Origin of the sequence: Pseudomonas sp. 2(2015) (assembly GCF_000955865.1) — a bacterium.
GTDB lineage: Bacteria > Pseudomonadota > Gammaproteobacteria > Pseudomonadales > Pseudomonadaceae > Aquipseudomonas.
Genome location: NZ_JYOF01000007.1, coordinates 256,075 through 274,976, shown reverse-complemented (window position 1 = coordinate 274,976; position 18,902 = coordinate 256,075). Strand labels below are relative to the sequence as shown.

Annotated in this window: 15 protein-coding genes; 9 read left to right on the top strand and 6 right to left on the bottom strand. The window is 63.9% G+C overall.

Annotation, left to right across the window (positions count from 1 at the left end):
- Positions 1 to 44 precede the first annotated feature (44 nt).
- Positions 45 to 1,115: a glycerophosphodiester phosphodiesterase gene (locus tag UB48_RS12935; RefSeq protein ID WP_052676515.1), complete on the bottom strand. Its 1,071-nt coding sequence runs from the start codon at positions 1,113 to 1,115 to the stop codon at positions 45 to 47.
- Between the two features lie 112 nt (positions 1,116 to 1,227).
- On the opposite strand from UB48_RS12935, the gene UB48_RS12930 reads away from it, so the two are divergent.
- The 5 genes from UB48_RS12930 to UB48_RS12910 all read left to right on the top strand — a co-directional run bounded on the left by UB48_RS12930 (position 1,228) and on the right by UB48_RS12910 (position 7,485).
- Positions 1,228 to 2,250: a DUF4917 family protein gene (locus tag UB48_RS12930; RefSeq protein ID WP_045197568.1), complete on the top strand. Its 1,023-nt coding sequence runs from the start codon at positions 1,228 to 1,230 to the stop codon at positions 2,248 to 2,250.
- 86 nt (positions 2,251 to 2,336) lie between these two features.
- Complete coding sequence (locus UB48_RS12925) at positions 2,337 to 2,876, top strand: RNA polymerase sigma factor (protein ID WP_045197566.1); 540 nt, start codon at positions 2,337 to 2,339, stop codon at positions 2,874 to 2,876.
- Positions 2,873 to 3,826 carry a FecR domain-containing protein gene (locus UB48_RS12920; protein WP_045197564.1) on the top strand — a complete coding sequence of 318 codons (954 nt, stop codon included), beginning with the start codon at positions 2,873 to 2,875 and terminating at the stop codon, positions 3,824 to 3,826. The genes UB48_RS12925 and UB48_RS12920 overlap by 4 nt, the downstream gene beginning before the upstream one ends.
- A 117-nt stretch (positions 3,827 to 3,943) precedes the next feature.
- Positions 3,944 to 6,496, top strand: coding sequence for a TonB-dependent receptor (locus UB48_RS12915; protein WP_045197898.1), 2,553 nt, complete (start codon positions 3,944 to 3,946; stop codon positions 6,494 to 6,496).
- A gap of 95 nt (positions 6,497 to 6,591) precedes the next feature.
- Positions 6,592 to 7,485 (top strand): DMT family transporter, encoded by an 894-nt coding sequence (locus UB48_RS12910; protein ID WP_045197562.1) that lies wholly within the window; start codon positions 6,592 to 6,594, stop codon positions 7,483 to 7,485.
- Between the two features lie 35 nt (positions 7,486 to 7,520).
- Here the strand turns inward: UB48_RS12910 and UB48_RS12905 are convergent, their stop codons facing one another.
- The 4 genes from UB48_RS12905 to UB48_RS12890 all read right to left on the bottom strand — a co-directional run bounded on the left by UB48_RS12905 (position 7,521) and on the right by UB48_RS12890 (position 10,831).
- On the bottom strand, positions 7,521 to 8,738 hold the full coding sequence (locus UB48_RS12905) for an SAM-dependent methyltransferase (protein ID WP_045197560.1): 1,218 nt from the start codon (positions 8,736 to 8,738) through the stop codon (positions 7,521 to 7,523).
- Positions 8,739 to 8,847: 109 nt separating this feature from the next.
- Positions 8,848 to 9,465, bottom strand: coding sequence for a TPM domain-containing protein (locus UB48_RS12900; RefSeq protein ID WP_045197558.1), 618 nt, complete (start codon positions 9,463 to 9,465; stop codon positions 8,848 to 8,850).
- A 26-nt stretch (positions 9,466 to 9,491) separates the two neighbouring features.
- A complete protein-coding gene (locus UB48_RS12895; RefSeq protein WP_045197556.1) occupies positions 9,492 to 10,229 on the bottom strand; it encodes a YgcG family protein in 738 nt (245 codons plus the stop codon).
- The gene (locus UB48_RS12890) at positions 10,229 to 10,831 is read right to left on the bottom strand and encodes a LemA family protein (RefSeq protein WP_045197554.1); all 603 of its coding nucleotides are present in this window, start codon (positions 10,829 to 10,831) and stop codon (positions 10,229 to 10,231) included. The genes UB48_RS12895 and UB48_RS12890 overlap by 1 nt, the downstream gene beginning before the upstream one ends.
- Before the next feature lie 182 nt (positions 10,832 to 11,013).
- On the opposite strand from UB48_RS12890, the gene bglX reads away from it, so the two are divergent.
- The 4 genes from bglX (at position 11,014) to UB48_RS12870 (ending at position 17,955) form a co-directional block, all read left to right on the top strand.
- Positions 11,014 to 13,305 (top strand): beta-glucosidase BglX, encoded by a 2,292-nt coding sequence (gene bglX / locus UB48_RS12885; RefSeq protein WP_045197552.1) that lies wholly within the window; start codon positions 11,014 to 11,016, stop codon positions 13,303 to 13,305.
- A 60-nt stretch (positions 13,306 to 13,365) separates the two neighbouring features.
- Positions 13,366 to 15,123: an ATP-binding protein gene (locus UB48_RS12880; protein WP_045197550.1), complete on the top strand. Its 1,758-nt coding sequence runs from the start codon at positions 13,366 to 13,368 to the stop codon at positions 15,121 to 15,123.
- Positions 15,117 to 16,451, top strand: coding sequence for a sigma-54 dependent transcriptional regulator (locus UB48_RS12875; protein WP_045197548.1), 1,335 nt, complete (start codon positions 15,117 to 15,119; stop codon positions 16,449 to 16,451). Before UB48_RS12880 ends, UB48_RS12875 begins: the two co-directional genes overlap by 7 nt.
- A gap of 184 nt (positions 16,452 to 16,635) precedes the next feature.
- A complete protein-coding gene (locus UB48_RS12870; protein WP_045197546.1) occupies positions 16,636 to 17,955 on the top strand; it encodes an MFS transporter in 1,320 nt (439 codons plus the stop codon).
- 69 nt (positions 17,956 to 18,024) lie between these two features.
- On the opposite strand, the gene UB48_RS12865 is transcribed toward UB48_RS12870, so the two are convergent.
- The gene (locus tag UB48_RS12865) at positions 18,025 to 18,780 is read right to left on the bottom strand and encodes a membrane protein (RefSeq protein WP_045197544.1); all 756 of its coding nucleotides are present in this window, start codon (positions 18,778 to 18,780) and stop codon (positions 18,025 to 18,027) included.
- Positions 18,781 to 18,902 lie beyond the last annotated feature (122 nt).

Below are 18,902 nucleotides of genomic sequence, written 5' to 3'. Positions count from 1 at the left end.
CAAGGCGCGAAGTCTACGGCAGCCGCGCGGCGCCAGCCAGCCTCTCAGTAGCCCTCGGCACGCAGGATCTGCGCCTGGCTGCGGGCACTGGGGCGGCCCAGATAGCGCAGCAGCTGGCCGCTGCGGTTGCTGAAGATACCGTCCACACCCGCCTCCAGCACCTGGCGAAAATCCACCGGTTCATCGACGGTGTACACGTGCACCAGCAGGCCCTTGTCGTGGCTGAGCTGGTTCATCCACGGCTGCACCAGGTCGGCGTAACTCTGCGCGCCGCCCTCGGCCAGCGCCGCCGACGGTCCGGTGCCGATGGCGCCGGCGGCCTTGGCGTAATCCAGCCAGCGCACGAACTCGGCCTTGTCCCGGGGTTGCTGACGGGCATAGAAGGCGGCCTTGTCGGCTTCACCGGATTCGGCGAAGGTCTGCTGCGAGGCGGGCTCGATGCTGCCCTTGCCGATCCACAGCAACAGCACCTTGGGCACCTGGGGCATGTGCTGGTGCAGCAGCGCCAGGCTGTTGCGGTCAAAGCTCTGCAGCACCACCCTGCCCGGCCGTTCGAGCCAGCCACGGGCCTGCAGGGCTTTGTTCAGGTCGGCTTCGATACCGGGAAACAGGTTCGGCACCTTGGTTTCGATGTACAAGCCGGGCTGGCGTTGCGGGTTGGCCGCGGCGATGTCCATGACTTCATCGAGGGTCTGGATTTTCAAACCCTTGAAGCTTGCCCGGGCGCGATCGGGGTAGGCCTTGTTGAACCAGCTGCCGACGTCCAGGGATTTCAGCTCGGCCAGGGTGAAGGCACTCACCGGCTGGTCCTGGCGTTCGGGAAAGCGCTCGGCCACGTCGCTGGTGCGCAGCAGGTTATCGTCATGCACAGCAACCAGCACGCCGTCGCTGGAGCGTTGCAGGTCCAGCTCCAGGTAATCGGCGCCCAGCTCCCGTGCCAGCCGGTAGGCCGGCGCCGTGGACTCCGGTGCATCATACGAGGCGCCGCGATGAGCGATCACCGCCGGGTAGGCAATGCCCTGCACCCTGGCCAATTCAGTGCCCGGCCCGGCCTCGGCAAGCGCCGCCAGCGGCAATAGCGCCAGGTAACATACATGTTTAACGGTTTTGAACATCTTCAGGCTTCCTTTGCTGCGCAGCGAATCCAGCATAGTCGCCAACGCTGATGACAGACCGGTTGCATGCTAAAGTCGCCGGCGATTGCCTGCCCTGTCACAGAGATACCCGATGCCCCACGCCGACCTCGACGCCAGCCTCAACCACTGGCCAGACCTGAACGCCAGTCACCCCTGCAGCGGCCTGCTGCTGGGCAATGGTGCCAGCCGTGCACTGTGGCGGCCGTTCAGCTACTTCTCGCTGTTCGAGGAGGCCCAGCGGGTGCGGCACAAGCCCCTGAACCTGAGCGATCAGGCGCTGTTCAAGTCGCTGGGCAGCGAGCTGTTCGAGCCGGTGCTCAGTGCCTTGAACACCACGGTGCGGATCAACGCCGCGCTGGCGATCAGCTCCTCGGCGCCGCTGAACCGTTACTACGCGATCAAGGAAGCGCTGATCCACGCCATCCGCAGCGTGCACATTCCCTGGCGCATGCTGCCAAGCCAGACCTTGCAGTTGATCAACCGCGAGCTGGGCAACTACCAGAGCGTTTACTCAAGCAACTACGACCTGATCTGCCATTGGGCCGCCAGCCAGAAGCCGGAAGGTTTCCAGCAGTTGTTCGACGAAGACGGCAACTTCGATATCCGCCGCACTCGCGGCCCGGGCACGCGCCTGCTGTACCTGCACGGCGGCCTGCACCTGCTCAAGCAGCAGGACGGCAGCACACGCCAGCGCAGCGCCAGCGACGGCCAGTTGCTCGACGGCTTTGCCGTCAACACCCCCGGTGATGTGCCGCTGTTCGTCAACGAAAGCAGCAGCGACGACAAGCTCAAGGCCATCCGCAGTTCCGATTACTTAAGCTGGGCGCTTGGTGAACTGGCCGGCCATCAAGGCGGCCTGTGCATTTTCGGCCAGCACCTGGACAGCACCGACCGCCACCTGCTGGAGGCGATCAAGCAAGCACGCCCGGCGCACCTGGCCATCGCCATCCGGCCGTTAAGCGCAGCCTCGATCATCAGCCAGAAGCAGCACTACGTGCAGCGCTTTGCCGATATGCCCGCGCTGCAATTGCACTTCTTCGATGCCAGCAGCCACCCGCTGGGAGCGCCCGGACTGGAAGTCGCGGTGCCGGTACCAATTCGCAAGCGGCGTTGACCGGCGATAAAAACAGGCATGGTAAATAACAATTATTCTCGATACCATTCGCAACCTTTCTCTCCGGTCCGTCCTGGAAAGCTTGCATGCCGCGCCCCAAACCCGACCCTTTGGCCCACGACACCTGCCGCGGGTTCTATGCCGATATCCTGCATTTTTTGCGCAAGCGCATGGACAATGCCAACGATGCGGCAGACATGACCCAGGACGTGTTCACCCAGTGGCTGGGCTATCGCGACCGGGCGCGGGTCGAGCAACCACGGGCGTTCCTGTTCCAGATGGCGCGCAACCTGCTCAGCGATCACTGGCGTCGGCAGAAGGTACGCCACAGCGTGCTCGACGAAGATGCCCAGGCCAGCGAACAGACACCGGCCGGCACCGCCAGCGACCCGCTCAAGCATGCCCAGCAGCAACAACGCCTGGAACAATTGAAACTTGTCCTCGCCGAGCTCTCGCCGCGCCGCCGCGAAGCCCTTATGCTGCACCGCTTTGAAGGTTTGACGCAGGCGCAGATCAGCACGCGCATGGGCATTTCCGTAAGCATGGTGGAAAAGCACATCGCCGCGGCCCTGCTGCATTGCAAGCATCGCCTGGACAGTGACAACGGCATGGAGCAGCCAGAATGACCCCCACTCCTGAAATCGATAAGCGCAGCATCGATGCCCAGGCGGCCAGCTGGTTAACCCGTAACCGCAACGACAACTCGCGCGCAGCCCGCAAGGCCTTCGCCCAGTGGCTGCAAAACCCCGAGCATGCCCGCGCCTATGCCCAGTTCGAACAGCTCTGGGACGACCTGGCTGCGCTCAAGAGCCTGAACAAACCGGTCGCTCTGCCCAGCCGCCAACCGTTGCGCTGGCGCCCGGCCCTGGCCATCGCCGCCGGGCTGGTGTGTGCGCTGCTGGCGGCCAACCTGGGCCTGCCGAACCGCCATCACCAGAAACAGCTGGCCGCGCAGAGCGAACGCCCACAACACCTGGCCCTGCCCGATGGCAGCCAGCTGGACGTCAACGCCCGCACCCGGCTGAGCCTGAGTTTTGACAACGAACGCCGGCTGATTCGCCTCGACCAGGGCCAGCTGTACATCGAAGTGGCGCCCGACAGGGAGCGGCCGCTGTTCGTCGATGCCGGCAACGCCCGGGTACGCGTGGTGGGTACCGGTTTCGACCTGCGCCGTGGCCAGCAGGAGCTGGTGCTCAGCGTCGCCCACGGCCAGGTAGCGCTGGAAACCCCCGGCGAGAATCGCCCGCCGCTGCTATTGAGCGCCGGCCAGCGAGCGGTTTATGACCTGGCCCGCGGCAGCCTCAACGTGCACAACCTGAGCGCTGCAGAAATCGCCGACTGGCGCAGCGGCCACGTGAGTTTTCGCAACCGCGAACTGGCCAGCCTGATCGACGAACTGTCGCTTTACCGTACGGCACCGGTGCTGCTCGCCGATCCCTCGTTGGGCCGCTACAAGGTCTCGGGCAATCTTGACGTCAACGACCCTGACGCCCTGCTCACTGCGCTGCCAGTGCTGCTGCCGATCAAGGCGGTGAACCTTGCCGACGGTCGGGTGCGGATCGAACGCAAACAATAATTTGAGAATATTTTTCATTCGCATGTGAGGGTTTTCCGCAGCCCTGCGTCTTCCTCCCGTCTGCGTAATCACTGCAGGCCTTTTCTGGCCTTTGTTGCCGTATTGGGGGGTTTTATCTTGCGTGCGTTTGCTCCTTTCAAGCCGTTGTCTGTTCGTCCTTCGCTGCTGGCCGCGTGCCTGGCCCTGAGCCTGCAGGCCCAGGCCGCACCGGTGCAACTGAACCTGCCGGCGCAGCCGCTGGCGACGTCGCTGAGCCAGCTGGCGCAGCAGGCCAAGCTGCAGCTGCTGTTTGACGAATCCTTGCTCAACAGCGTCCAGGCCCCGGCCCTGCAAGGTGCTTACGAACCGCTCGAAGCCATCAGCCAGTTGCTGCACAACAGCCGCTTTGCCCTGGTCAAGGTCGGCAACACCTATGTGGTGCGCCTGCGTGAAGACAACGATGCTACCGCCGACAACAGCATCCAGCTTGGCGCGGTGAGCGTGGTGGGTAACGGCCAGCAGGTCGACCCGAGCACCGTCGGCCGCTCGACCCTGACCCAGGAAGACATCGACCGCTATCAGCCGAGCAACATCCCCAGCGTGCTCGCGACCCTGCCCGGGGTGAACATGGGCGGTTCGGCCAAGCCCGGCGGCCAGACCATCAACATCTGGGGCCTGGGCGATGCCGAAGACGTGCCGATGACCGTCGACGGCGCGACCAAGAGCGGCTTTGAGCGCTATCAGCAAGGCACCATCTTCATCGAGCCGGAGCTGATCAAGAACATCGAAGTAGAAAAGGGCCCGCACTCGATCTACACCGGCAACGGCGGCTTCGGCGGCAGCGTCAACATGACCACCAAGGACGCCCCCGACCTGCTCCAGGAAGGTCGCAACAGCGGCGCCATGCTCAAGTATGGTTATGCCAGCAACGACCATCAGCAGGTCTACAGCTCGGCATTGTTCGGTCGCACCGACGATGGCCGCATGGACGCCCTGGTGTACCTGACCAAGCGTGACGGCGATGACATGAAACTGGCCGGTACCCTGCCCGACCCCGAGGGCCGCTACCCGATCAACCCCCAGCGCCTGCCCAACAGTGCCCTGGACCTGGACGGCGCGCTGCTCAAGGCCAACATGCACTTTACCGACGAGCACAGCCTGGGCTTCTCCTGGTCGCGCTCGGAAAGTGAGCGCTGGGCGCCGTTCTCTTCCACCGCCTACCCGACGCCGCCGACCCAGTCGGACATCAACAGGTTCGGCTACAAGGATGCCCTCAAGCGCTTCCTGGCCAATCGCACGACCACCGACACCACCTGGTCGACCACCTACAAGTACCAGCCGGTGAACAACCCGCTGATCGACCTGCAGGTCAAATACTCCGAGTCCGACACCAAGCAGACCGACGAGCGCGATGCCACGGCGTTCTTCCAGCCGTCCACCGGCGGGCGCAAGATGGACACCGAATACCAGGACCAGATGCTCGATGTGCGCAACACCAGCCTGTTTACCACCGGCCCGCTGGAGCACGCCTTCACCAGCGGCTTTCAGATCCGCCACCACGACCGTGACACACAGATGTGGATGCCCGGCAAAAGCTACGAGATTCCCAAGTACAACAACGGCCACTACCAGCCGTACTTCATGCCCAGCGGCACCGTCGACAGCCAGGGCTATTTCATCCAGGACGCCATCACCCTCGGTGACGTGACCATCACCCCGTCGCTGCGCTACGACCATGTTGCCAACAAGGGCAAGCCGAACCAGGCGCCGTACTACAACGTTGCCGAGAATGGCCACGACTACAGCGAAAAAACCTACACCGGTTGGTCGCCACGCCTGTCAGTGTTCTGGAAAGCCACCGCCAACACCGCCTTCTTTGCCGACTACAGCAAGACCTGGCGCGCTCCGGTGCTTGATGAGCAATACGAAGTCCAGGGCATCGGCAGCCGCACCGCCAGCAGCCGCAACCTCGACCCGGAACGCATCACCGCCCTGCGTGCCGGTAACGTCACCGACTTTGCCAACGTCTTCACCGCTGACGACAGCATGCAGATCCGCACCACGCTGTTTCGTAACGAGATCAAGGACGAGATCTTCAAGGCCACCGGCATCGGCTGCGAAGCACAGCTGGCCAAGGGCGAAAGCATCTCCGACGCCTGCGGTAAAGGCCTGATGTCCAACTACCGCAACCTCAAGGGTGTGACCATCAAGGGCTTCGAGGTCGAAAGCTTCTACGACTCGACCTACCTGTTCGGTTCGGTGTCCTACTCGTGGATGACCGGCCGCCATGAAGGCGCCTACACCAACCCTTGGGGGCCGGACGTCTGGGCCAAGGACATTCCGGCACCGAAATGGATCACCACCCTGGGTGTGAAGATCCCCAGCTGGGACGCCAAGGTCGGCTGGCAGGCGCAGTTCGTGCGCAAGACCGACCGCCTGCCGAGCGACAACTACCGCGAAGGCCCGGCCAGCGCCCTGGGTGATCGCTATTACGACCACTATGCCAACGACGACTATCAGATCCATGGCCTGTTCGCCAACTGGAAGCCGCAGCAGCCTTACCTGAAAGGCACCGAGGTGAACCTGACGGTGGACAACCTGTTCAACAAGGACTACCGCTCCGAGCTCAGTGGCGAGTACGCCTACAGCCAGGGCCGGAACGCCAAGGTCAGCATCACCCGCTTCTTCTGAGGCAACTGTACGGATGAACTTGTCAGCAACTGTAACCAGATCATCCGTCCGCCCTGTGGCTCAATGAAAGCACTTATCTGCCACAGGCGCTCCGTATGTCCAGCCGCGAAAACACCGGGATGGCCCTTGGCCTTCTCGGTGTGATTATTTTCAGCCTGACCCTGCCCATGACGCGCATCGTCGTGCAGGAGCTACACCCCTTGCTCAACGGCCTGGGGCGGGCCTTGCTGGCGGCGATCCCGGCTGCGGCGCTGCTGCTCTGGCGCCGGGAAAAATGGCCAACCTGGGCGCAGATCAAGGGCCTGAGCCTGGTGGCTCTGGGGGTGATCCTCGGCTTTCCGGTGTTCTCGGCCTGGGCCATGCAAAGCGTGCCGGCGTCCCACGGAGCACTGGTCAACGGCCTGCAGCCTTTATGCGTGGCGGTGTACGCCGCCTGGTTGTCCCATGAGCGGCCATCGAAAGCCTTCTGGGCCTGCGCCGCGCTGGGCAGTGCGCTGGTGCTGGCCTACGCGATGATCATGGGCGCCGGGCAGATCCAGGCCGGCGACCTGCTGATGCTCGCGGCGATTGCCGTGGGCGGCCTGGGGTATGCCGAAGGCGGCCGGCTGGCGCGGGAAATGGGCGGTTGGCAGGTGATCTGCTGGGCGCTGGTGCTGTCGGCGCCGCTGTTGCTCGGACCGGTGATCTACCTGGCCTTGCAGCACCAGGGGCCGGTAAGTGCCAAGGCCTGGTGGGCGTTCGGCTATGTGTCGCTGTTTTCGCAGTTCATCGGCTTCTTTGCCTGGTACGCCGGGCTGGCCTTGGGCGGCATTGCCCGGGTAAGCCAGATCCAGCTGCTGCAGATCTTCTTCACCATCGCCTTTTCGGCGCTGTTCTTTGGCGAGCAGGTCGAGCCGATTACCTGGCTGTTTGCCGCCGGGGTGATTGCCACGGTGGTGCTGGGGCGCAAGACCCGGGTGCAGCCTGCGCCTGTGCGGGGCCTGGGCTGACGCGATCGCGGGTCAAGTCAAGGCGTCGCGATGATTCAGGCAGGAATCAAGCCATCGGCGCGCAACAAGGTCTCCAGGCAATGCTCCTTGACCCCGTAGAAGTCCTTGAGCTGCTGGATCTTCTCCAGCAATGCTGAAGCCTCAACCGGTGCCTGGCGCTTGACCGCCAGAATCATCTTGTTCTTGTTGGTGTGCTCCAGGGAAATGAACTCGAAAACCTTAGTTTCGTAACCGCAGGCTTCCAGGTACAAGGCGCGCAAGCTGTCGGTGAGCATCTCGGCCTGCTGGCCCAGGTGCAATCCGTACTGCAGCATCGGCTTGAGCAAGCCTGGGCTGTGCAGTTGCGGGCGGATCTGCTTGTGGCAGCACGGCGAGCACATGATGATCGCCGCGCCGCAACGAATGCCGGTATGAATCGCGTAATCGGTGGCGATATCGCAGGCATGCAAGGCGATCATCACCTCGATGGCGCTGGGCACCACACTGCGCACGTCACCGCATTCGAACACCAGGCCCGGGTGCTCCAGGCGCGAGGCCGCGGCGTTGCACAGCTCGACCATGTCCGCGCGCAGTTCGACGCCGGTAACCTGCGCCTCGCGCTGCAGGGTATTGCGCAGGTAATCGTGGATGGCGAAAGTCAGGTAGCCCTTGCCCGAGCCGAAGTCGGCCACCCGCAGCGTCTGGTCGGCGGCCAGCGGCGCCGAATTCAGGGCATGGGAAAACACTTCGATGAACTTGTTGATCTGCTTCCACTTGCGCGACATCGCCGGGATCAGCGCCTGCTGCTTGTCGGTCACGCCCAGGTCGTGCAAGAACGGCCGGCTCAGCTCCAGGTAGCGCTTTTTCTCCCGGTCATGCTCCCCGGCCGGCGCCTGGCGCGCCTGCTGCACGGCGCTGCGATGGAGCATCGGCTTGCCCTTCTTGCTGAATTCCAGCTGCGCTTCGTCGCTGAGGCTGAGCAGATGGGCGTTGCGAAACGACGCCGGCAGCAGCTCATCGACCAGCGCCAGGGCTTCATCGTTGACCAGGTTGCGGGTGATGTCGCGGGTCTTGTAGCGGTAGACGAACGACACGCAAGCCTGGCCCTTGACCGTCAGCGGCTTGGCGATGATGCGCTGCAGGGTTTCTTCGTTGCCGACATGGCGCGCCAGCACCAGCTTGATCAGGGCGTTCTGTTCCAGGCTGGTGGCGAGCAGGCTCAGAAACTGCGCACGCGCATCCGGCGCGGCCTGGGCGGTGGGGGAATCGGACATCGGGAAAGGCTGCCTCGGGTTGCGGAGGGGGCGCAGGGATGCGCAGTGCCGGGAATTTTACGTGGATGCGCTTGCCCTGCACAGCTTTTGTCGACCGATGTCGCCGCGGCTAACCGAGCACCACCAGGCGGTTGGGCAGCTCGTTGCGCTCGTGAGTCTGCGGCACATGGGTGCGCAGCAGCTCGCCGCAGGCCTCGATGCAACTGACGAACCCCTGCAGTGTCTGGCCCTGTCGCACCTGTACGGTAAAGCGCTTGACGATCGCGTCCCAGACCTTGTTGTCCAGGTGCCGGGAGATGCCTTCATCGACGAGTATCTCGACATAGCGCTCGGCCTCGCTGACAAAGATCAGCATGCCGGTGCCACCCACGGTGTGGTGCAAGTTCTGCTCGAGAAACTGCCGGCGGGCCAGGTTCGCCGCGCGCCAGTGGCGCACCGAGCGCGGAATCAGGCGGGTGGTCAGCGACGGGATGCGAAACAGCAGGCACAAGGCAATAAAGGTCAGCCACTGCACGATCAGCAAACTGTGCACGCTCATCCAGCCGCTGAGGTAATGGACGACGCCCGGCACCACCAGGGCCAGCAGGCTGGCCCACAGCAAGGGGATATAGGCATAGTCGTCGGCGCGGCTGGCCAGCACCGTGACCAGTTCGGCATCGGTATGCCGCTCGACCCGGGCAATGGCTTCAGCGACCTGGCGCTGTTGTTGTTCAGTGAGCAAAGTCATGCGCTGCGCTACCCGTTGTTGTTCATTTACCAGCCCCCCGACGACCCACCGCCGCCGAAGCTGCCCCCGCCACCGCTGAAGCCCCCTCCGCCACCGCCGCCGCCAAAACCACCGCCGCCGTAGCCACCGCCGAAACCGCCGCCCATGCCGCCGCGCCCGCTGCCGCCAAGGCCCAGCGACTGCAGGGCGAACACCACCAGGATCAGCAGGATGAACAAACCGATGCCCCAGGCCGGCGCACCGTCCTGGCCATCGTTGCCCAGCGCCCGCGAAGGCTCGGCCAAGGGGTTGCCGCCCAGCACCTGGAGTATCGCCGCCGTGCCCTGGACGATGCCTTGACTGTACTCGCCACGACGAAACGCCGGGGTGATGATGCGGTTGATGATCACCGACGACTGCGCATCGGTCAGGCGCTCTTCCAGGCCATAGCCGACTTCGATGCGCAGCTTGCGCTCCTGGGGGGCGACGATCAACAGCGCGCCGTTGTCCTTGCCTTTCTGGCCAATGCCCCAGTGACGGCCGAGCTGGTAGCCGTAGTCTTCGATGCTCTGCCCCTGTAGGGCGGCCAGGGTCACCACCACGACCTGTTCGCCGGTGCCCTGCTCATGGGCCTTGAGCATGTTGTCCAGCTGGCTGCGGCTGGCACCGTCGAGCAGGCCGGCGTTGTCCACCACCCGCCCGCTCAGCGCCGGGAAGCTGAGCTCGGCGCGCAGCGGCGTGGCGATCAGCAGCGCTAGCAGCAGCGCGAGCTTGAACAGGCGCATCAGAATTTCACTTCAGGCGCTTTTTCGGCATCGGCGCTGGTGGCCTCGAAGTTCTCGCGGATCGGCAGGTCGCTGTACATTACGCTGTGCCAGAGGCGCCCGGGAAAGGTGCGAATCTCGGTGTTGTAGCGCTGCACGGCGGCGATGAAATCCTTGCGCGCCACGGCGATGCGGTTCTCGGTGCCTTCCAGTTGCGACTGCAAGGCCAGGAAGTTCTGGTTCGACTTGAGGTCCGGGTAACGCTCGGACACCACCATCAAGCGGCTCAAGGCCCCGGTCAGCTGCGACTGCGCCTGCTGAAATTGTTGCAACTTTTGTGGATCGTCCAGCGTACTGGCATCGACCTGGATCGAGGTCGCCTTGGCCCGGGCTTCTATGACCGCGGTCAGGGTTTCCTGCTCCTGCCTGGCGTAGCCTTTGACCGTTTCGACCAGGTTGGGAATCAGGTCGGCGCGGCGCTGGTACTGGTTCTGCACCTGAGCCCAGGCGGCCTTTACCTGCTCGTCGTAGTTGGGGATGTTGTTGATCCCGCAACCGGCCAGCAGGCTGCCAAGCATCAGCAGCAGCCACAGGCGTACGCCCTTGAATTGAATTACCTGCATGTCGCTACGCTCCTTGATCGCCGTGATTCACCGGACTTGAGGCATAATCCGTCATCGCCGCTGGATCGGGATCGCCCAATCGGCTAAAAGATGCCCCAGCAAACTACAACAATAGCCGCTTCCCCAACTTCGGCTGGGCAGTATCACCGTGAATACTGCCGCAAGCCTTGAGAACAGAATTCATGAACAAGCTGTGTTTGCTGGGTCTGGTTGTCAGCCTGGCCAGTCAATCGGCCTTTGCCGACACCTCTGCCGCCCCGCTGCAGGACAAACAGGCGTTCATCGCCAACCTGATCAAGCAGATGACCCTGGATGAAAAGATCGGCCAGTTGCGCCTGATCAGCATCGGCCCGGAAATGCCCCGCGAGATGATCCGCAAGGAAATCGCCGCCGGCCGCATCGGTGGCACCTTCAACTCGATCACCCGCGCAGAAAACCGGCCGATGCAGGACGCCGCCGCCAAGAGCCGGCTGAAAATCCCGATGTTCTTCGCCTACGACGTGATCCACGGCCACCGCACGATCTTCCCGATCAGCCTGGGCCTGGCCGCCAGCTGGGACATGGAAGCGATCGCCAAGGTTGGCCGGGTGTCCGCCGCCGAGGCCGCCTCCGACGGCATCGACATGACCTTCGCACCGATGGTCGACATCGCCCGCGACCCGCGCTGGGGCCGTACCAGTGAAGGCTTCGGCGAAGACACCTACCTGGTCTCGCGCATCTCCAAGGTGATGGTCAAATCCTTCCAGGGCCCGAGCCCGGCGGCGGCAACCAGCCTGATGGCCGCGGTCAAGCACTTCGCCCTGTACGGCGCGGTGGAAGGCGGGCGCGACTACAACACGGTCGACATGAGCCCGACCAAGATGTTCAACGACTACCTGCCACCTTACCGCGCCGCCATCGATGCCGGCGCCGGCGGGGTCATGGTGGCGCTGAACTCGATCAACGGCGTACCGGCAACCTCCAACACCTGGTTGATGAACGACCTGCTGCGCAAGGACTGGGGCTTCAAAGGCGTGACCGTCAGCGACCACGGGGCGATCACCGAGCTGGTGCGTCACGGTGTCGCCCGCGATGGCCGCGAAGCCGCCAAGCTGGCGATCAAGGCCGGCATCGACCTGAGCATGAACGACTCGCTGTACGGCGAAGAGCTGGCCAGCCTGCTCAAGGCCGGTGAAATCGAGCAGGCCGATATCGACAACGCCGTGCGCGAAGTGCTCGGCGCCAAGTACGACATGGGCCTGTTCGAAGACCCCTACCGGCGCATCGGCAAGGCCAGCGACGACCCGGCCGACACCTATGCCGACAGCCGCCTGCACCGCGCCGAGGCCCGTGACGTCGCGCGCCGCAGCCTGGTCTTGCTGGAAAACCGCCAGCAGACCCTGCCGCTGGCAAAAGCCGGCACCATCGCCCTGGTCGGCCCGCTGGCCGATGCCCCGATCGACATGATGGGCAGCTGGGCCGCCGCCGGCCGCCCGCAGCAATCGATCACTGTGCGCGAAGGCATGCGCCAGGCGCTCGGTGACAAGGCCAAGGTGATCTACGCCAAAGGCTCCAACGTCACCCACGACAAGGCCATCCTCGACTACCTGAACTTCCTCAACTTCGATGCCCCGGAAATCATCGACGATCCGCGCCCTGCCGCGGTGCTGATCGATGAAGCGGTCAAGGCTGCCAGGCAGTCCGACGTGGTGGTGGCGGTGGTGGGCGAGTCCCGTGGCATGTCCCACGAATCGTCCAGCCGCACCACCCTGGAAATCCCCGCCGCCCAGCGCGAGCTGATCAAGGCCCTGAAAGCCACCGGCAAACCGCTGGTGCTGGTGCTGATGAACGGCCGGCCGCTGTCGCTGGCCTGGGAACGCGAGCAGGCCGATGCGATTCTGGAAACCTGGTTCAGCGGCACCGAAGGCGGCAACGCCATTGCCGACGTGCTGTTCGGCGACTACAACCCGTCGGGCAAGCTGGCGATCACCTTCCCGCGCTCGGTCGGGCAGATCCCGATGTACTACAACCACCTGAGCATCGGCCGCCCGTTCACCCCAGGCAAGCCAGGCAACTACACCTCGCAGTACTTTGAAGAGCCAAACGGCCCGCTGTACCCCTTCGGCTACGGCCTGAGCTACAGCGACTTCAGCCTGGCGAACCTGAAGCTTTCGAGCAAGACGGTCAAACAGGGCCAGGACCTGGAAGCCAGCATCGTGGTCAAGAACACCGGCAAGCGTGATGGCGAAACCGTGGTGCAGCTGTACCTGCAGGACGTCACCGCGTCCATGAGCCGCCCGGTCAAGGAGCTGAAGAACTTCCAGAAAGTCATGCTCAAGGCTGGCGAAGAACGCACCCTGCGCTTCACCATCAACGCCGACGACCTGAAGTTCTACAACGGCCAGCTGCAATGGGCGGCGGAACCGGGCGAGTTCCGGGTCCAGGTCGGCCTCGATTCGCAGGCCGTGCAACAACAGAGCTTCGAGCTGCTGTAACAACGTTGCCATGCTCCAAGGGAAGGCCAGGAGGCCTTCCCCACTGCCGGGACTTGCACCATGCCTTCTTCCTTTCGCGCCCTGCGTCTGGGCCTGATTCTGTTCTTCATCCTTGCCGGTACCCTGCTGACCGCAGGCTGGGCCATGCACCATGCCAAGCGCCAGTCGATGGTCGAGGATGCCCGCCGGGCCAATGAGCAACTGGGGCTGTATGCCACGTCGCTGCACACCCTGATCGAGCGCTACCGCGCCTTGCCCGCCGTGCTGGCACTCGACCCGGAACTGATCAGCGCCTTGCGCGGGCCAGTCGCAGGCCCGGTGCAGGACGCCCTGAACCGCAAACTGGAACGCATCAACGGCGCGGCCAATTCCTCGACCCTGGAACTGCTCGACCGCACCGGCCTGGCCGTGGCCGCCAGCAACTGGCGCCTGCCCAGCACCTATGTCGGCTCCAACTATGGCTTTCGCCCGTACTTCAAGCAGACCCGCAGCCAGGGCAGCGGCCGCTTCTATGCGGTGGGCGTGACCAGCGGCGTGCCGGGGTATTTCTTGTCCAGTGCCGTGCATGATGAAAACAGCCGCTTTCTCGGCGCCATGGTGGTCAAGCTGGAGTTCCCCGAGCTTGAGCGCGAATGGCGCCAGGGCAGCGATATCCTCCTGGTCAGCGACGCCCGCGGGATCATCTTCATCGCCAACCAGGACGGCTGGCGCTACCGCGAACTGCAACCATTGAGCAGCGCCGACCGCGCGGAACTGGCCGCTACCCGCCAGTACGACAAGCAACCGCTGGTGCCATTGCAGCACCATATCCTCAGCAGCTTCGACGCCAACAGCCACCTGATGCGCGTGCAGGGCCCCGAGGGCAGCACCGATTACCTGTGGGAAAGCCTGCCGCTGGAGGCCGAAGGCTGGACCCTGCACCTGCTGCGCAAGCCGCAGGTCAGCGATGACGGGCGCAACGCCGCGCTGGCCGCCGCTGCCGTGTGGCTAAGCCTGGTGTTCGCCCTGTTGTTCATCAGCCAGCGCCTGCGCCTGGCGCGCTTGCGCCAACGCAGCCGCGAAGAGCTCGAACGCCTGGTCGAGGCCCGCACCCGCGACCTGCGCACCGCCCAGGAAGGCCTGGTGCAATCGGCCAAACTGGCGGCGCTGGGGCAGATGTCGGCGGCCCTGGCCCACGAAATCAACCAACCCTTGACCACCCAGCGCATGCAACTGGCAACCCTGCGCCTGCTGCTCGACAACCAGCGCCTGGACGAAGCGCGCCAGGCCCTGGAGCCGCTGGAGCAGATGCTGACGCGCATGGCGGCGCTCACCGGGCACCTGAAGACCTTCGCCCGCAACAGCCCCAGCGGCCTGCGCGAACGCCTGGACCTGGCCACCGTGGTCGACCAGGCACTGCAGTTGCTCGATGCGCGGATCCGCGCCGAAGACGTCAGCGTCGCCCTGTACCTTGCCCGCCCGGCCTGGGTGCGCGGCGATGCGATCCGCCTTGAGCAGGTGCTGATCAACCTGCTGCGCAACGCCCTGGATGCCATGGCCGAAAAGAGCTACAAACGCCTTGAGGTGCGCATCGATGCCGAGCAGGAGCACTGGCGCCTGAGCGTGCTCGACAGCGGCGGCGGTATCCCCGCCGAACACCTGGGCAGTGTCTTCGACCCGTTCTTCACCACCAAGCCGGTGGGCGAAGGATTGGGCCTGGGCCTGGCGATTTCCTATGGCATCATTCACGAAGCCGGTGGCCGCCTGCAGGTTGAAAACCAGCCCGGCGGCGCCCGTTTCAGCCTGACCCTGCCTATGGACCCGGAATCTGCATGTTGAACTCAGTAATGGTTGTCGACGATGAAGCCAGCATCCGCACCGCCGTAGAGCAGTGGCTGAGCCTGTCGGGCTTCAACGTGCAACTGTTCAGCCGCGCCGAAGACTGCCTTGAGCAACTGCCCGGGCACTTCCCCGGGGTGATCCTCAGTGACGTGCGCATGCCAGGGATGGACGGCCTGCAGTTGCTTGGAAAGCTGCAGGCCAGCGATGCCGACCTGCCGGTGATTCTGCTCACCGGGCACGGCGATGTGCCGATGGCGGTCGAGGCCATGCGCAACGGCGCCTACGACTTTCTGGAAAAACCCTTCAGCCCCGAAGCCCTGCTCGGCAGCCTGCGCCGCGCCCTGGAAAAACGCCAGCTGGTGCTGGAGAACCGCCGCCTGCATGAGCAGGCCGATTTCAAGGTGCGCCTGGAGGCGAACCTGCTGGGTGTGTCCCAGGGCATGCAGCAGTTGCGCAAGCAGGTGCTGGACCTCGCCAGCCTGCCGGTCAATGTGCTGATTCGCGGCGAAACCGGCAGCGGCAAGGAGCAGGTCGCACGCTGCCTGCACGACTTCGGCCCGCGCGCCGGCAAGCCTTTCGTTGCCCTCAACTGCGCGGCAATCCCCGAGCAGTTGTTTGAAGCCGAGCTGTTCGGCCATGAAAGCGGCGCCTTCACCGGCGCCCAGGGCAAGCGCATCGGCAAGCTTGAATACGCCAACGGCGGCACGGTGTTCCTCGACGAAATCGAAAGCATGCCGCTGGCCCAGCAGGCCAAGCTGCTGCGCGTGCTGCAGGAGCAGAAGCTCGAACGCCTGGGCGCCAACCAGAGCATCAGCGTCGACCTGCGGATCATCGCCGCAACCAAGCCCGACCTGCTCGAAGAGGCCCGCGCTGGACGCTTTCGCGAAGACCTCGCGTACCGCCTGAACGTCGCCGAATTGCGCCTGGCGCCTTTGCGCGAGCGCCGTGAAGACATTCCGCTGCTGTTCAACCACTTCGCCCGCCTGGCCGCCGAGCGCGTTGGCCGCAGTGCGCCGCTACTCAGTGGCGCGCACCTGGGCAAGCTGCTGGGGCACGACTGGCCGGGCAACGTCCGTGAACTGGCCAACGCCGCCGAACGCCATGCCCTGGGGCTGGGCGAGCCGGCAGCGGCGCCCATCGAAGCCGGGCAGTCGCTGGCCGCCCAGCAGGAGGCCTTCGAGGCCCAGTGCCTGCGCGCCGCCTTGAGCCGGCACAAGGGCGAGATCAAGGCGGTCATGGAAGAGCTGCAACTGCCGCGGCGCACCCTCAACGAGAAGATGCAACGCCACGGCCTGTTGCGTGAAGATTTTCTCGGCCCTGCTTGATCGAAACGCCGATCAACATAAGCGGATTTTCGCCGACCCACCCGTTTGAATAGGCGGATTTCCGCTCACCACATCCATACAACCCTTCTAGACCGGGCTTCCAGCACCTGGCACAGCTTCTGCTATAGCCCTGGCAGGCTGCGTTTCGGCGCGCTCCACAAAAACAACTATGAAGGTCCCTTCGATGGATAACTCCACCACCCTGCCCGCCGGGGCGGCCGTTGCGCCCGCCGCGGAAAAAACCACCCGAAGCCGACTCAAGTCGATTTTCAGCGGTTCGATCGGCAACATGGTCGAATGGTACGACTGGTACGTTTACGCCGCGTTTTCCCTGTACTTCGCCAAAGCCTTCTTCCCTGCTGGCGACACCACTGCCCAGTTGCTCAACACCGCTGCGATCTTCGCCGTGGGCTTTTTGATGCGCCCGATCGGCGGCTGGCTGATGGGTATCTACGCCGACCGCAAGGGCCGCAAGGCCGCACTGATGGCCTCGGTACTGCTGATGTGCGCAGGCTCGCTGGTCATTGCCCTGACCCCGGGTTATGAAACCATCGGCGTCGCCGCACCGGTACTGCTGGTCATCGCCCGCCTGATGCAAGGCCTGTCGGTAGGCGGTGAGTACGGCACCTCCGCCACCTACCTCAGCGAGATGGCCACCAAGGAACGCCGTGGCTTCTTCTCCAGCTTCCAGTACGTGACGCTGATCTCCGGCCAGCTCATCGCCCTGGCGGTGCTGATCATCCTGCAGCAGACCCTGACCACCGAGCAGCTGTATGCCTGGGGCTGGCGCGTACCCTTCGTGATCGGCGCACTGTGCGCGGTGGTTGCCCTGTACCTGCGTCGCGGCATGGAAGAAACCGCCTCCTTCACCAAGAAGGAAAAGTCCAAGGAAAGCCTGATGCGCACCCTGATGCGCCATCCGAAAGAGCTGGCTACCGTGGTCGGCCTGACCATGGGCGGCACCCTGGCCTTCTACACCTACACCACCTACATGCAGAAGTACCTGGTGAACACGGTGGGCATGAGCATCTCCGACTCGACCACCATTTCGGCGGCCACCCTGTTCCTGTTCATGTGCCTGCAGCCGGTCATCGGCAGCCTCTCCGACAAGATCGGCCGACGCCCGATCCTGATCGCCTTCGGCGTGCTCGGCACCCTGTGCACGGTCCCGATCCTGACCACCCTGCACACTATCGAAACCTGGTGGGGCGCGTTCTTCCTGATCATGGCGGCGCTGATCATCGTCAGCGGCTACACCTCGATCAACGCCGTGGTCAAAGCCGAGCTGTTCCCGACCGAAATCCGCGCCCTGGGCGTTGGCCTGCCGTACGCCCTGACCGTGTCGATCTTCGGCGGTACGGCTGAATACGTCGCGCTGTGGTTCAAGAGCATCGGCATGGAGACCGGCTACTACTGGTATGTGACTGCCTGTATCGCCTGCTCGTTGCTGGTGTATGTATTCATGAAGGACACCCGCAAGCATTCGCGGATCACCACTGACTGACAGCCAACTTTGCGCTGTAAATGAAAAGGGGCGTCCAGCAATGGACGCCCCTTTTTTGCATGACCCGGTTCAGGACAACTCGGCCAGTGCCTGGCGCTGATTGCGATTGTTGTAGTAATAGGCCAGGCCGATCATCGCCAGCAAGATACCGCCCAATACCGCCGATGAGCCTACCGTGCCGAAGTCCAGGCCGCCCTTTTCATGGGGTTTGGTGAGGAAGTCGCCCAAAGTCGCACCAAAGGGCCGGGTCAGCACGAAGGCGATCCAGAACAACACCACGCCGGACAGCCGGGTCCAGTACCGGGCCAGCACCACCAAACCGATGGCACTGCCGATCAGCAAGGCGCCACCGGCAAAGCCCAGGCCCGAATCGTCTGCCAGGTAGTCGCCCAGCGCCGTGCCCAGGGTGTTGGAGAACAGGATCGCCACCCAGTAAAACAGCTCGCCCTTGCGCGTCTTGATGTGATTGACGTTGAGCGGATTGCCGCTAAGGCGCCAGAGGGCAAAGGTCAGCAACAGAATGCCGATCAGGATCGCCGAGCCGGTGGCGTAGCCCAGGCCCAGCGTGCGGTCCATGAAGTCGGACATGGTCGTGCCGGCGGTGCTGGTAGAAAGGATTACCAGCCAGTACAGCACTGGGTGGTAGGCCCTGGAAAACAGTTGGGTGACCAGGGTGGCGAGAAACACGCTGATCAGGATCAGCGAGCTCATGGCGTAGCCCACGTTCAATGTCATTGAAAGCAGGTCGCCGGCGGTCTCGCCGAGGGTGGTGGCGCAGATCTTCATGACCCAGAAGGCCAAGGTGATCTGGGGGAGTTTATTCATCGGGTAGCGCTCCAGTGTCAGGTGCGGCAGAGACTGCGCAAGCGCCGATGAAAAATCGGTAGTGGGCTGATGAAAAAAGTGTTTTGGCCGGTTTAACGACTGATTAATCCTGGGGGGGCATT